The organism is Parabacteroides johnsonii DSM 18315, assembly GCF_025151045.1.
Classification (GTDB): Bacteria; Bacteroidota; Bacteroidia; order Bacteroidales; family Tannerellaceae; genus Parabacteroides; species Parabacteroides johnsonii.
Genome location: NZ_CP102285.1, coordinates 1,147,890 through 1,162,139 on the forward strand (window position 1 = coordinate 1,147,890; position 14,250 = coordinate 1,162,139).

General features: G+C 46.2%; 10 protein-coding genes. 9 read left to right on the top strand and 1 reads right to left on the bottom strand.

The genetic code is table 11. The annotated features are described in order from the left end of the window. Window positions 1-23 precede the first annotated feature (23 nt). The 6 genes from NQ564_RS04695 (at window position 24) to NQ564_RS04720 (ending at window position 8,987) form a co-directional block, all read left to right on the top strand. On the top strand, window positions 24-1,781 hold the full coding sequence (locus NQ564_RS04695; protein ID WP_008158161.1) for a V-type ATP synthase subunit A: 1,758 nt from the start codon (window positions 24-26) through the stop codon (window positions 1,779-1,781). Window positions 1,782-1,879: 98 nt separating this feature from the next. Beyond that, the gene (locus NQ564_RS04700; protein WP_008148530.1) at window positions 1,880-3,193 is read left to right on the top strand and encodes a V-type ATP synthase subunit B; all 1,314 of its coding nucleotides are present in this window, start codon (window positions 1,880-1,882) and stop codon (window positions 3,191-3,193) included. Window positions 3,194-3,268: 75 nt separating this feature from the next. Next, on the top strand, window positions 3,269-3,892 hold the full coding sequence (locus NQ564_RS04705) for a V-type ATP synthase subunit D (protein WP_005638772.1): 624 nt from the start codon (window positions 3,269-3,271) through the stop codon (window positions 3,890-3,892). Further along, complete coding sequence (locus NQ564_RS04710; RefSeq protein WP_008148531.1) at window positions 3,889-5,709, top strand: V-type ATP synthase subunit I; 1,821 nt, start codon at window positions 3,889-3,891, stop codon at window positions 5,707-5,709. Before NQ564_RS04705 ends, NQ564_RS04710 begins: the two co-directional genes overlap by 4 nt. Before the next feature lie 77 nt (window positions 5,710-5,786). After that, on the top strand, window positions 5,787-6,239 hold the full coding sequence (locus NQ564_RS04715) for a hypothetical protein (protein ID WP_008148532.1): 453 nt from the start codon (window positions 5,787-5,789) through the stop codon (window positions 6,237-6,239). A gap of 309 nt (window positions 6,240-6,548) precedes the next feature. Beyond that, a complete protein-coding gene (locus tag NQ564_RS04720) occupies window positions 6,549-8,987 on the top strand; it encodes a S9 family peptidase (RefSeq protein ID WP_129649835.1) in 2,439 nt (812 codons plus the stop codon). Window positions 8,988-9,027: 40 nt separating this feature from the next. Here NQ564_RS04720 and NQ564_RS04725 read toward each other — a convergent pair whose 3' ends face one another. Next, entirely contained in the window at window positions 9,028-9,312 is a 285-nt protein-coding gene (locus tag NQ564_RS04725; RefSeq protein WP_036608543.1) for an HU family DNA-binding protein, read from the bottom strand. Between the two features lie 1,680 nt (window positions 9,313-10,992). On the opposite strand from NQ564_RS04725, the gene NQ564_RS04730 reads away from it, so the two are divergent. From NQ564_RS04730 to NQ564_RS04740, 3 genes are read left to right on the top strand one after another with little or no spacing between them, the layout of a single operon-like run. Then, window positions 10,993-11,367, top strand: a complete 375-nt coding sequence (locus NQ564_RS04730) for a BlaI/MecI/CopY family transcriptional regulator (RefSeq protein WP_039848143.1) — start codon at window positions 10,993-10,995, stop codon at window positions 11,365-11,367. 51 nt (window positions 11,368-11,418) lie between these two features. Further along, a complete protein-coding gene (locus NQ564_RS04735) occupies window positions 11,419-12,972 on the top strand; it encodes a M56 family metallopeptidase (RefSeq protein WP_039848144.1) in 1,554 nt (517 codons plus the stop codon). Between the two features lie 13 nt (window positions 12,973-12,985). Then, complete coding sequence (locus NQ564_RS04740) at window positions 12,986-14,227, top strand: DUF4934 domain-containing protein (RefSeq protein WP_008148546.1); 1,242 nt, start codon at window positions 12,986-12,988, stop codon at window positions 14,225-14,227. Window positions 14,228-14,250: the final 23 nt, after the last annotated feature.

Consider the following 14,250-nt stretch of genomic DNA (forward strand, 5'->3'; position numbering starts at 1 on the left):
AATTAAAGAATAAAAAAAAAGCTATGGCTACGAAAGGAATTGTAAAAGGGATCGTTTCCAACCTTGTTACCGTAGAGGTGGATGGACCGGTTTCCCAAAATGAAATCTGTTACATTTCCGTAGGAGGCGTGAAGCTGATGGCGGAAGTTATTAAGGTAATAGGTAAGAATGCTTTTGTACAGGTATTTGAGAGCACTCGCGGTATGCGGGTGGGTGACGAAGCCGAGTTTGAAGGACACATGTTGGAGGTAACGTTGGGACCGGGTATGTTGTCACGCAACTACGATGGTTTGCAGAACGACCTTGACAAGATGGAAGGCGTTTTCCTCAGACGTGGAGAATATACTTTCCCGTTGGACAATGATAAATTGTGGGATTTCAAGCCTCTTGCCAAAGTGGGTGACAAGGTGGCCGGCGGTGACTGGCTGGGTGAAGTGGACGAAAACTTCCAGCCTCACAAAATCATGGTCCCCTTTACCTTCAAGGGAGAATATACGATCAAGAGCCTGAAAGAAGCAGGACAATATACCATCAATGAGGTGATAGCCGTCTTGACGGACGAAGCCGGTAAAGAAGTGGAGGTGACGATGATACAACGCTGGCCGGTAAAACGTGCCATCACCTGTTATAAAGAGAAACCACGCCCTTATAAGTTGCTCGAAACGGGTGTCCGTACAATTGATACGGTGAATCCGATCGTAGAAGGGGGTACAGGATTTATTCCCGGACCGTTCGGAACAGGAAAGACCGTGCTTCAGCACGCTATCTCTAAGCAGGCGGAGGCCGATATCGTGATCATTGCCGCCTGTGGTGAACGTGCAAACGAGGTGGTGGAAATCTTTACCGAGTTTCCGGAGTTGGTCGACCCGCATACGGGCCGTAAATTAATGGAGCGTACCATCATTATCGCCAATACGTCTAACATGCCTGTAGCTGCCCGTGAAGCATCCGTATATACGGCCATGACAATTGCCGAGTACTATAGGAGCATGGGGTTGAAGGTGCTTTTGATGGCCGACTCTACTTCCCGTTGGGCACAGGCCTTGCGTGAAATGTCCAACCGTCTGGAGGAACTTCCCGGACCGGATGCGTTCCCGATGGACTTGTCCGCAATCGTGGCTAATTTCTATGCACGTGCCGGCTATGTACATTTGAATAATGGTGAAACGGGTTCTGTTACCTTCATCGGTACGGTATCGCCTGCCGGTGGTAACCTGAAAGAGCCTGTGACGGAAAATACGAAGAAGGTGGCCCGTTGTTTCTACGCATTGGAGCAGGAGCGTGCCGACCGTAAACGTTATCCGGCGGTGAACCCGATCGATAGTTACTCCAAATATCTGGAATATCCCGAATTTCAGGAATATATTGCGGGGCATATCTCTCCGACTTGGATCGACAAGGTGAACGAGATCAAGACCCGTATGTTGCGCGGTAAGGAAATTTCCGAACAGATCAATATCCTCGGTGACGACGGTGTACCAGTGGAATATCACGTGATTTTCTGGAAATCGGAATTGATCGACTTCGTGATCCTTCAACAGGATGCGTTCGATGCGATCGATGCGGTAACTCCTCTCGCACGTCAGGAGTTCATGTTGGACAAGGTGGTAAAAATTTGCCATACCGAGTTCAAATTCGACACTTTCCTCGAAGTAATGGAATATTTTAAGAAGATGATCAACATCTTCAAGCAAATGAACTATTCCGAATATGAGAGCGAACAGTTCAAGAAGTTTAATGAGCAACTTGATGCGTTGATCGATGGACAATCGGGCAAATGACCGTGACGTGTGACAATATGACAAATGACAATTAGTAATTGATGATTGGAGAAATATTTAATTGTTAATTATTAATTATTAATTTAAAACGAAGTTTTATGAAGGCTTTTCAAAAGATATATACAAAGATTACCCAGATCACAAAGGCGACCTGTTCGCTGAAAGCAACGGGAGTAGGGTATGACGAGCTGGCCTCTGTCGATGGCAAGCTGGCTCAGGTGGTAAAGATCATCGGCGACGAAGTGACTTTGCAGGTCTTTTCCGGTACGGAAGGTATCCGTACGAATGCCGAAGTCGTATTCATGGGAAAGGCTCCTTCCCTGAAAGTGGGCGACCAATTGGCCGGCCGTTTCTTCAATGCGTATGGTGATCCGATCGATGGCGGTCCCGTTCCCGAAGGTAAAGATGTCGAAATCGGTGGTCCGTCTGTGAACCCGGTTCGTCGTCAGCAACCTTCCGAGTTGATCGCTACGGGTATTGCCGGTATTGACTTGAACAATACGTTGGTAACCGGACAGAAGATTCCCTTTTTTGCCGACCCCGACCAGCCGTTCAATCAGGTAATGGCGATGGTTGCCTTGCGTGCTCAGTCCGACAAGATTATCCTGGGCGGTATGGGGATGACGAATGATGACTACCTGTTCTTCAAGAACACGTTTAGCAATGCCGGTGCGCTGGATCGTATTGTCAGCTTTATCAATACGACGGAAGACCCCTCTGTCGAACGTATCCTGATCCCCGATATGGCCTTATGTGCGGCCGAATATTTTGCTGTGCAGAAGAATGAAAAAGTATTGGTGTTGCTCACCGACATGACTAACTATGCGGATGCTTTGGCAATCGTGTCCAACCGTATGGATCAGATTCCGTCGAAGGATTCTATGCCGGGTTCCCTGTATTCTGATTTGGCTAAGATTTACGAGAAAGCCGTCCAGTTCCCTGCCGGAGGTTCGATCACGATTATTGCCGTGACGACTTTGTCCGGTGGCGACATCACGCATGCCGTGCCTGACAATACGGGGTATATCACCGAAGGGCAGTTGTACTTGCGTAAGGATAGCGATGTCGGTAAAGTAATCGTCGACCCGTTCCGAAGCCTGTCCCGTCTGAAACAGCTGGTGACCGGAAAGAAGACACGCGAAGACCATCCGCAGGTGATGAATGCCGCCGTCCGTCTGTATGCCGATGCCGCCAATGCGAAGACAAAGATGGAGAACGGTTTCGACTTGACGGACTACGACAACCGTACGCTGGCTTTTGCAAAGGATTATTCCGAAAAGCTATTGGCTATCGACGTCAATCTCGATACGACCGAAATGCTCGATGTGGCATGGAACTTGTTCGGCGAGTATTTCGAACCTGCCGAGGTGAATATCAAGCAGGCGTTGGTGGATAAATATTGGAAGAAATAAAAGATTTATGATTTATAATTTATGATTTATCATCGACTCATAAATTATAAATCATAAATCATAAATGTATAGAAAATGGCGATTAAGTTTCAATATAATAAAACCTCTCTTCAGCAATTGGAAAAGCAGCTGAAGATGCGTGAGCGTTCTCTGCCGACGATCAAAAGCAAAGAAAGCGCCCTGCGTATCGAAGTGAAGCGGACCAAAGATGAAGTGACGAAATTGGAACTTCAGCTTGAACAGGAAATACAGAGTTATGAAAACATGATGGCTTTGTGGAATGAGTTCAATCCCGAATTGATTGCGGTACGGGATGTTTCTCTTTCCACCAAAAAGATAGCCGGCGTGGTGGTTCCTGTGTTGGACGAGATCGAATTCGAGATCGGCCGTTACAGCCTGTTCAATGCCCCTGCTTGGTTTACTGACGGTATCGAGTTATTGAAGAAGTTGGCACGTACCGGTATTGAAGCCGAGTTTTCGGGTATGAAGCTGGAGTTGTTGGAGCATGCGCGGAAGAAAACCACTCAGAAAGTGAATCTTTTTGAGAAGGTACAGATTCCGGGTTATAAAGATGCGATCCGCAAAGTGAAACGATTCATGGAAGACGAGGAAAGTCTCTCCAAGTCATCACAAAAGATCATGCGGGCTAATCAGGAAAAGCGTAAAGCGAAAGAAGAAAAAGAGGAGGCTGAAGTATGATAGTAAAGATGAGCAAATATGCCTTTATGGTATATCATAGAGAATATGATGCATTCCTCACGACTCTCCGCGAATTGGGTGTTGTGCATGTGAAGGAAACGAACTCGATTCTGGATAATGCGGAACTACAGGCTTTGTTGACCGAACGGAAACAGGTAAGTACGGCGATTCGCTATTGTAAGAGCTTGAATTCCCAGACGAAAGGGGTGACCCTTGCTCCGGCACGTGAACTGACGAAAGCCGAAGGATTGAAACTGGTAGGCAAGCTCGAAGAGATGCAAGAAAAGCAGGTCCTGTTGCAGGCAGAGAAAGCCTCGTTGGAGAAGGATATCGCTTATATGGATATCTGGGGAGAGTTTAGCTATGCAAATATCCGGCGGTTGAAAAAGGCGGGTTTCGACGTGACCTTCTTTAGTTGTCCGACTTCCAAGTACGAACCCAAATGGGGAGAAGAGTACAATGCTTTTTTGGTCAATAATTTTCAGTCGGTTACCTATTTTGTGACGGTCACTAAGGTAGGAACACCAATCGATATCGATGCCGAACGTCCGAAAATGCCCGATCGGGGATTGGCGAAACTTCATCTTGCGATGGAGCAATTACTGGATAATATCAAGGCATTGAACAATCAGTTGAAGGAGTATGCGGCTGGGCAATACAATACATTGGTCGAGTTGGAAAAGAATATCCAAAACGAATTCAATCTCTCCAATACGCTGATGCAGACGGATCGAGAGGCCGGTGATAAGTTGATGTTGCTGGAAGGTTTCGTTCCGACGGAAGAGGCTCTGGCTATGGAGGCTGCTCTTGAAAAAGACGGCTACTATTTCCAGGAGTTGGATATACAGGATGGGGACCGGGTGCCGATCAAGCTGAAAAATAATAAGTTCAGCCGGTTGTACGAACCGATCACCAAGATGTTCTCCTTGCCGAACTATGCTGAGTTTGATCCGACGCCGTTTTTCGCCCCCTTCTTTATGCTTTTCTTCGGGCTTTGTTTCGGAGATGGTGGCTATGGCTTACTGGTGATTATTGCTTGCGCGATTATGAAACGTAAGGTTGGAGCTGATTTCAAACCTTATCTGAGCTTGTTCCAGTATCTCGGTCTGGCAGCGTTGGTTGTCGGGACTTGTACGGGATCGTTTTTCGGTATCGCTCTGGTCGATGTACCGGCATTTGCCTCGGTTAAGGATTACTTTGTGAATAGTGATAACCTGATGACATTCTCTATCGTCATCGGTTTGGTACAGATCGTATTCGGAAAGGCTGTTGCCGCTTTAAAGATCATGTCGCAGAAAGGAACGAAGTATGGTATCGCCCCGTTTGCTTGGGTTTTTATCATTATCGCTCTGTGTTGCGCGTTTGGCCTGCCGATGTTGAACGTACAATTGTCTGACACAGTGAAGAACGTATTCTTAGGTGTTGCTGCGGCCGGTTTGTTGGTGGCTTTTCTCTACAATTCTCCGGGAAAGAACATCTTCCTGAACTTCGGCACAGGACTTTGGAATACTTATAATATGGCTTCGGGCTTGTTGGGAGATACGCTTTCTTACATTCGTCTGTTCGCGATCGGTCTGACCGGGGCGATTTTGGGAGGGGTGTTCAACTCGTTGGCCGTCGATATGACGGAGGGGATGAATGTCGTCCTGCGTGCGGTTTGTATGTTGCTGATCCTACTGGTCGGTCATGCAATCAATATCGGTCTCTGTACGATCAGTTCGCTGGTTCATCCGTTGCGTCTTATTTTCGTGGAATATTATAAGAATGCAGAGTTCGAAGGCGGCGGAAAAGAATACAAGCCGTTCAAAAAAGTATAAAAAACAAAAGGGGAAGCGTTTCCCTTCAAAGAAAAATTAAATAATAACAAAAGAATAAATTAAAAACAATTTTCATTATGGAACCAATTTTATTAGCTTATCTGGGTATTGCGTTGATGACAGGTCTAACCTTTATCGGCAGTAGTTATGGTGTAACAATCTGCGGTAACGCTGTTGTTGGAGCGATGAAGAAAAATCCCGATGCATTGGGTACTTACATCGCGTTGAGTGCGTTGCCTTCTTCTCAGGGATTGTATGGATTCGTAGGTTACTTCATGATGCAGAAATTTTTAGTGGATAGCATCACGATGTTGAATGCGACGGCTGTATTCGGTGCCGGCTTGGTATTAGGATTTGCCGGTCTGTTTTCCGCTATCCGTCAGGCAGAAGTTTGTGCAAATGGTATCGCAGGTGTTGGAGCCGGTCACAATGTGTTCGGTGCTACTATGGTGATGGCCGTATTCCCCGAATTGTATGCAATCTTGGCTTTGCTGGTTGTTATCCTGATCGGTGGAACTCTTCCGGTATAATCGAATAAAAACAAACGAAGGAGGCTGTATATAATGTCTATACTTTATATGCAGCCTTTTTATTTGTTTGATCTTCAATGTTAAATTGTGATTTACCGGTGTGAAACATGAATGGTATGGTTATACAAAATAATTGTCGTTTGTAGGGGCAGGGCTTTGCTCTGCCCATTGGATTCAGGCAAAAAAGGACGTTATTCTCATTGGGCGGAGTAGAACCCCGCCCCTACGGGATACCATTATTTTATTACACATCGATAAATAAGCATTTATCTACTACGAATACTAACTTATATAAAAAAACAACGTCAAATGAAAAAACAACTACTCTTGGTGATGCTCTGTGCCGGGATGTTCTGCGGTACGGAGGCTCAGGGACAGGAGACGGAGCGGCTATCTGGATACGTCCAAGCCGAACGTTTCACGAAGGAGAAACTGAACACGATGCTTTTCTCTACATCCGTTGATCCGCATTGGTTCCAGAAGGGCAATAATTTTTGGTACGAATATAAGACCAGCAACGGTAAAGCCTGGTATGTCGTCGATCCGGTGGCGAAGACGAAACGTTCGCTTTTCGACCTCGACGATATTGCCGCACAGATAACCGAGATCGTCAAAGACCCGTTCACCGCTCAGCAATTACCCATCCAGAAGCTCGAAGCAGGAGAGGACGGACGCACTTTTACTTTCCAGATCACCTCTTCGCAAGATGCTAAAAAAGACAGTACCGATAAGGATAAAGGTCCGAAGAAAGAGATATTCTTTTTCTCCTACGACTATCCCACGCGTAAACTGACCTGGCTTCAGGATAAAAAGAAAGAGACGGAATATCCGGATTGGGCCTCTTTCTCGCCCGACGGAAAAACGGTCGTGTATGCAAAAGACCTGAACCTCTACCGGATGTCCCGCGAGGATTATGAGAAGCTGAAAAAAGACGACAAGGATAGTACGGTTACGGACATACAACTCACTACTTTCGGTGTGAAAGACTTCGGTTTCGGTCAGCCCTATAGCTTGCTGAATACTGACACGCTTTGCAACGGCAAGCGGAAAGCTGTCTGGGGGATCGTCTGGTCACCCGATTCCCGTTATTTTGCCGTAACGGCCACGGACGAGCGTGCCGTGAAAGATCTCTGGGTTATCAACTCTATGGCTTCGCCCCGTCCGACGCTGGAAACCTATAAATACCAGATGCCCGGTGAGAAAGAAGCACCCGTCGAACACCTGTTCCTGTTCGACATGAACGACAATAGCCATAAAGAAATCCGCACGTCCGCATTCAAAGACCAGACGTTGCGCCTGGCACGTAAGCCGTGGAGGCAGAAAGATCGTGACCGGAAAGAGGTGGCAAGTGTCTGGTTGGGCGACAATAACCGTTTCTTTGTCACCCGTTCGAGTCGTGACCTGCATCGCATCGACATCTGTTCGTATACGATCGGACAAGATTCGATTCGTCCGATCATCGAAGAACGTATGAATACGTACCAGGAAGTCCGCCCATTGGCAACCATAGGTGATGGTAAGGAACTGATCCAGTGGAGCGAACGAGACGGTTGGGCGCACCTATATCTCTATGACGGCGAGGGTAACCTGAAGAACCGCATCACCCGTGGCCCTTGGCATGTAGACCAGATCGTGAAAGTGGACGAAGCCAAACGTGTCGTTTACTTCCTGGCTAATGGGAAAGATAAGGATGAGAATCCCTACTACGAACACCTGTATCGTGTGGGCCTCGATGGAAGCGGCTTGCAACAGGTCACTCCGGGCGACTATTTCCACACGGTCAGCATGGATGACAATGCAGCCTTTGTAGTTAATAATTATTCGCGTGTGAATACTATCCCGCGTACGGATTTGATGGATAGTAACGGCCGGAAGCTGATGACGCTCGAAGAGAGTGACTTCTCTGGGTTGCTGGCTGCCGGTTACCAGTTCCCCGAACCTTTCAAGGTGAAGGCAGCGGATGGTGTGACCGATCTCTATGGTGTGATGTATAAACCGTTCAATTTCGATTCAACAGCTCTGTATCCGATCATCGATTATGTATATCCGGGGCCCCAGGTCGAAGCTACCGTTTATCCGTTCAGCCGTATGAGTGTGCGCACGGATCGTCTGGCACAGGCCGGTTTTGTCGTGATCACGGTCGGGAACCGGGGCGGACATCCGAGCCGTTCGAAATGGTATCATAACTTCGGCTATGGCAACTTGCGCGATTACGGTTTGGCGGACCAGAAGGCGGCTATCGAGCAATTGGCCAACCGCTATCCGTTCATCGACATCAACCGTGTCGGTATTCATGGTCATTCAGGTGGCGGCTTCATGTCTACGGCTGCCATTCTGCAATATCCTGATTTCTTCAAGGCTGCCGTCTCGTGTGCCGGAAACCATGATAACCGCATCTATAACCGTTGGTGGAGCGAGACGCATCATGGTGTGAAGGAAGTGGTCAGCGAAAAGGGGGATACGACTTTCGTCTACAACATTAAGACGAACGAAGAGATCGCAGGAAGGCTGAAAGGTCACTTGATGCTCGTACACGGTGACATCGACAACAATGTCCATCCGGGTAATACGTTGCGTGTAGCAGACGCCCTGATCCGGGCCGGAAAACGCTTCGATATGCTGCTTTTGCCGCAACAACGCCATGGCTTCGGTGACATGGACGAATATTTCTATTGGCGTATGGTCGACTATTTCTCCCGCAACTTGCTGGGTGAACAGGAAACATCGGTGGATATCCCGAAACGATGATACGAAAAGGGGCTGTGTCGAAGCAGCCCCTTTATATATTTTACTTCCCGGTATTCAACTTTTGAATCAGGATTTCACTGGCCTTGAATTTTACTGATGTGCGGGCGCGTATCTTACATTCTTCGCCTGTACGGAGGTTACGTCCCGGACGCTCTGTCTGGTAATGGGGAACCAGTTTGCCAAAATAATGAATGCTCACCCCTTCACCTTCTGAAAGTTTTTCGGTTATTAGTTCGATGTATGAATTCAGAAATTTCTTCGCGGCAACGTCCGTACATTCCATCCGTTGTGCCAATTCCTTGATTAGAGCTCTTTTTGTAGTCATATAATAGTTTGTTTTATCGTTATTGTTTTTCTTTCCGTACCCTGTCCCCGGGCGGATTTGTCTAAGATGAAAAAGCGCGGGACTGTTGTCTTTAATACTATCGCTAATCCTGATGAGTATAAACATAGCCCACGCTTTACAGATACGATAAAACGTAAGGAACTGATTGTTTAGCTACTTCTCCCGGATGGCTTGAAATTGTCTAGATTTCTACTTAGGGATAATACTAAAATCGCTTATTGTGGAAAAAATATTGTCTTATTAATTCATAGGCATTTTTGTTAAATTGTCCGGTTGTCCTCCGAAATCGGGCGTATTATAAAATAAAAAAGCGTGAGGACTGTTGTTCGGACTTAAGTAGAGGTTCTAGACAACCCGCCATGCAGTACTATACAACAGTTTGCTCACGCCCTTATGCTATATACATTGGGTATATAATCGAAACATGAGCATTTTTGTTTATAACCCTTCTATGGCTTGAAATTGTCTAGATTTCTACTTAAGGATAAACCAAAACGCTTTTTATATAAATCATAAAATAATGTTTCCTTGACGCTTCAAGGTTCAATTATCACGACAAAGATAGGAAACATCTATGAAAAACCCGATTCATTTCATTAAAAAAGCTCCTATTTCTTCACAGGTTTTGAGAATTTAATAAGGGCGTGAATTTGTAATTTCCAATTCCCTATAGCAATAATAATGTCTAGATTCCTACTCTGATGAATTGGTTTTACCTCCATACCTGACCACTTTTTCAACGAGATGTTCGGGATTTGTGACTGAAAGATACGATTTTGCATTCAATAACCAAGAATCGTTTTAGTTTGTTTACGACTCCGGGAGCCGGAAGGAAATGCGAAACAGTCCGTTTCTTAACTTAAAAAGCTCCACGAATGAGGGGAGGTGTGTGGTGGCGATTGCGACAGAAGGGAAAGGGAGCGTGGTGGAGGCAAGATGTTTTTCTTTGTAAAAGTTTTGCTTGATTATTATAGAGAATTACGATTTTATTTTTCGATCCTTTAGATTTGTAATAGGATGAGATGGGAATGCTCTCTGATGTTATTCCGAGGATGGGTGATGAGATGGGAATGGGGGTAGACAGATTGGAAAAAGAGGAATGTTCAGGGCCTATTAAAAAATGTTATCAATAAATATTTTAATAATTCTTATCATGAAATGTTTCTTCGGAGACTTGTAGAGAGGGTGAAAATAAGCACGGATCGACATAGGTGGATGGTTGTAAGCTGTGTCGATCCGTGCTTGTATGGATTATCTGACGAGGAAGGGAGGTGAGGGATTAAAGTTCACCCGGACGTTCGTCATTGCCGCCCTGTCCTTTGTCCTTATTGGATGCGGCGATACTTTTGCGCTGGTTGTAGGCGGTGCGTGTTTCATCGATCAGCTGGTTGAGTTGCGTGATGAAAAGTGTAGCCTTGCCCGACGTCTCAAAGACTTTCGGAACTTTTTCAGAAGTCCGGATCGGACTTTTGGAGTTTTTGAAATGTGATCCGGAGTTCGGGCGGCGTTTTTAGAGTTCTTGAAGTTCCGTCCGAAGTTCGGATGAGGTTTTTACTTTTTACATCTCCCATCTCACTAAAAAAAATAGTTTATAAACTAATTAGAATAGTTGGAAAACTATTTTTTTTAGTTACATTTGTCCCGAACAAACAAAATATCATGAAACGACTGACTGCAAGAGAAGAAGAAATCATGGGGTATTTCTGGACGAAAGGCCCTTTGTTCGTTAAGCAACTGCTCGAATTTTACGACGAGCCGAGGCCACATTTCAATACCCTTTCTACGATCGTACGCGGATTGGAGGATAAAGGTTTTTTGGCACATCATACGTTTGGCAATACCTACCAATATTATGCCGCGGTGACGGAAGCCGACTATAGCCGGGGAACGTTGAAAAACGTCATTGCCAAGTATTTCAACAATTCCTACCTCGGTGTTATCTCTTCACTGGTGAAGGAGGAGGAGATTTCGGTGGAGGAACTGAAAGAACTGATTGAATCGATTGACAGTGGAAAATTGACAATTGACAATTAAGGGCGAATTTTTTCATTTTTTCATTCTTTCATTTTTAATTTTATATTCAACGTGGGAACATTTTTAGTCTTCATAATGAAATCTACCTGCTGTCTGGCGGTGTTCTATCTGTTTTATCGCCTGCTTTTGAGCCGGGATACATTCCACCGTTTCAACCGGATGGCGCTTCTCAGCGTGATCGTCTTTTCGATCGCAATTCCTTTTATACGACTGGTTACCGATGAACCGGCCACTGTACAAGGTACGGTGTCGGATTTCGAACGGTTATTGCAAATGGCCGGAGCTCCTGTGGAGGAAGAGGGTAGCTTCCCGTTTTGGTTGGCGGCCTTGTTTGTCGTCTATGCCGGCGGATGTCTCTTTTTTGCAGGGCGGTTCCTCTATTCCCTCTGCCAGATCGTGCGTCTGATCCGTTCGGGTGAGCGGGCCGTATTGGAGGACGGGACGAGGCTTGTCGTCACCGACCGGACGATTCCTCCTTTTAGCTGGATGAAATATATTGTTATCTCCCGTATCGATATGGAAGAGAGCGGAGCTGAAATCCTGGCGCATGAACAGGCGCATATCAGAGCTTGCCATTCATTGGATATGTGGCTTGCCGGATGTTGTGCCGTCCTGCATTGGTTCAATCCCGCTGCCTGGCTGCTGAAACAGGAATTGCAGAACGTGCATGAATATGAGGCGGACGAGAGTGTGATCGCACATGGTGTGGATGCAAAGCATTATCAGTTATTATTAATAAAGAAGGCGGTCGGAGCACAGCGTTTTACCTCTATGGCCAACAGCTTCAACCACAGTAAACTTAAAAAACGGATTACTATGATGTTAAAACAAAAATCGAATCCTTGGGCTCGCTTGAAGTTTCTTTATGTGCTTCCGCTTGCAGCCGTTACCGTTGCCGCATTCGCCCATCCTGAAATATCCCGGCGGTTGGAAAAGGTTTCCGATGTGGAGCTTGTTGAAGTCTTCACATCACAACAGAACAAAAAAGTATCGCAGGCAAAGAAACAAAAAGCTGTCGAAAAGCTGAAACAGGACGCCGAACCGACGGAACAGGAATCTGTACAAATGAAACAGGGTTCCAAGGAGATGAAGCAAAAGACAAAAGCAATGAAAGAAGAGGCGAAGCAAAGTGTCGTTGATATGAAAGCGGATGCTGTCGAAGCCAGAGAAGATACCCAGCAAGTCCGTCGGGACGCTGTCGAAGCCCGTAACGAAGTTCTCGAAGATAAAAAGCAGATGCGCAAAGATAAGCCCGAAATCGAGATGGCGGTCAACCGGGAGCCTCGCGAGGAGGCAGTCGTTATCGGCTACGGATCGATGAAACAGCAGGATGGAAAGGTCTTTGACATACTAAAAAAAGATAAGCCTCTCTTGCGTCCTTTGGAACTTAAATCGAACATGCGCCCTGCCAAAGGTGTTGAATATGCTAAACCGGACCCGCTTGTTATACTTGACGGTGTCGAATATACGGGGACTCTGGATAAAATTGATGCCAACAAAATCGAATCGATGAGTATCCTGAAAGACGAGAGAGCCGAAGATATATATGGAAGCAAGGCGGCTGGAGGTGTGATCCTGATCACGACAAAGCGAGTGTCCAAATAAAATAAAGAAGGAAATGAAGAATTGTGTGTATCAGTTTGCAATGTCGGCATGTCTTTTTCTTGCCGCTTGCAGTGGAGGTGGAACGAAGGTGGCAAAACTTGAAGTGATCCCTCTGGGAGCTGCTTTCGACAATCAGACGGAGTTGAAGACTTCCGATTGTTTTAAGAAAATACGTTATGTCGCATTGGAAACGACGGATAGTTGCCTGGTGGATAAAGGTGCCTCGGTGACGATCTTAAATGATTGGCTTGTGGTGGTATCGGGACGTAATTGTCAGTTGTTCGACAAAGAGACAGGACGTTTCGTCCGTACGGTCGGGCATGTGGGTGAAGATCCTGAGGGGTGTTCGACAGTTCATGGGGGATGGCAGAATCCGTATACCGGCAAGTTGAGCTTTGCCGGATGGAAGGGTAGTTTTGTCATGTATGGTGCAGATGGTAGATTTGATCGGATTTGGACACTGCCGATCGTAAGTGGAGCATTCCCGAATATATCGGCATTCACTTATTTGGATGCGGAGGTCATAGCTGGCTATTATTCGGCATCCGATAGTTTACCGGCGCGGGTTGCTTTGTTCCGGGGGAATGAGATCATCCGTGTGGACTCGTTGCTGATGGGGCAATCAGAGGAAAACGGGGTAGCAGGTGTTAATGATATTGCCATGATATCGGTATTGAAAGATGGGGGATCGGGTGTTGTTCTGATAAAAGGCAAAGATGGCCGATCGGCTATTTATTCGCTTGGAAATACTTATTTTTGGAATATAGATAAGGAACTTTATTTCCACCATTCTTACAATGATACGATTTATCAGATATCAGCAGTGGAGGGACTACAGCCTGTGCGTGTACTGGATTTAGGTGCCTATGGTTGGGCCTACAACGAGCGTTTCGAGGATAAGAAAGACGCTATCTACCCGACAAAGTTCATGGAAAACAAAGATGTTATCTTTTTCCGCTTTATGACAAATGTTTATAACGACAAGCAGAAGACGTATAATGCCCTCTACCGGAAGGCGGACGGAACTGTCAAAGTCTGTCTTTTCGATGAACGGATAACCGATGATATGAACGGCTTTCTTCCTTTACAACCCATATCTGTCTCTTCCTCCGGCGAATTTGCCGCCATTCTCCCTTCGGAAGAAGTCGTATCCTGGTTCGAAGATAACGCCGGTAAAATGGATATCCCGTCTGAGGTGGTCGCCTTGAAGAAGGTCGGTGAGGAGGATAATCCGGTAGTGGCTATCATGGAGTAGGAGTATAATGTGAATGATATTGA

Bases quoted from the DNA above. Each gene is read 5' to 3' on its own strand.
- NQ564_RS04695 (WP_008158161.1), top strand. From the start codon at position 24: ATGGCTACGAAAGGAATTGTAAAAGGGATCGTTTCCAACCTTGTTACC.
- NQ564_RS04700 (WP_008148530.1), top strand. From the start codon at position 1,880: ATGAAGGCTTTTCAAAAGATATATACAAAGATTACCCAGATCACAAAG.
- NQ564_RS04705 (WP_005638772.1), top strand. From the start codon at position 3,269: ATGGCGATTAAGTTTCAATATAATAAAACCTCTCTTCAGCAATTGGAA.
- NQ564_RS04710 (WP_008148531.1), top strand. From the start codon at position 3,889: ATGATAGTAAAGATGAGCAAATATGCCTTTATGGTATATCATAGAGAA.
- NQ564_RS04715 (WP_008148532.1), top strand. From the start codon at position 5,787: ATGGAACCAATTTTATTAGCTTATCTGGGTATTGCGTTGATGACAGGT.
- NQ564_RS04720 (WP_129649835.1), top strand. From the start codon at position 6,549: ATGAAAAAACAACTACTCTTGGTGATGCTCTGTGCCGGGATGTTCTGC.
- NQ564_RS04725 (WP_036608543.1), bottom strand. From the start codon at position 9,312: ATGACTACAAAAAGAGCTCTAATCAAGGAATTGGCACAACGGATGGAA.
- NQ564_RS04730 (WP_039848143.1), top strand. From the start codon at position 10,993: ATGAAACGACTGACTGCAAGAGAAGAAGAAATCATGGGGTATTTCTGG.
- NQ564_RS04740 (WP_008148546.1), top strand. From the start codon at position 12,986: ATGAAGAATTGTGTGTATCAGTTTGCAATGTCGGCATGTCTTTTTCTT.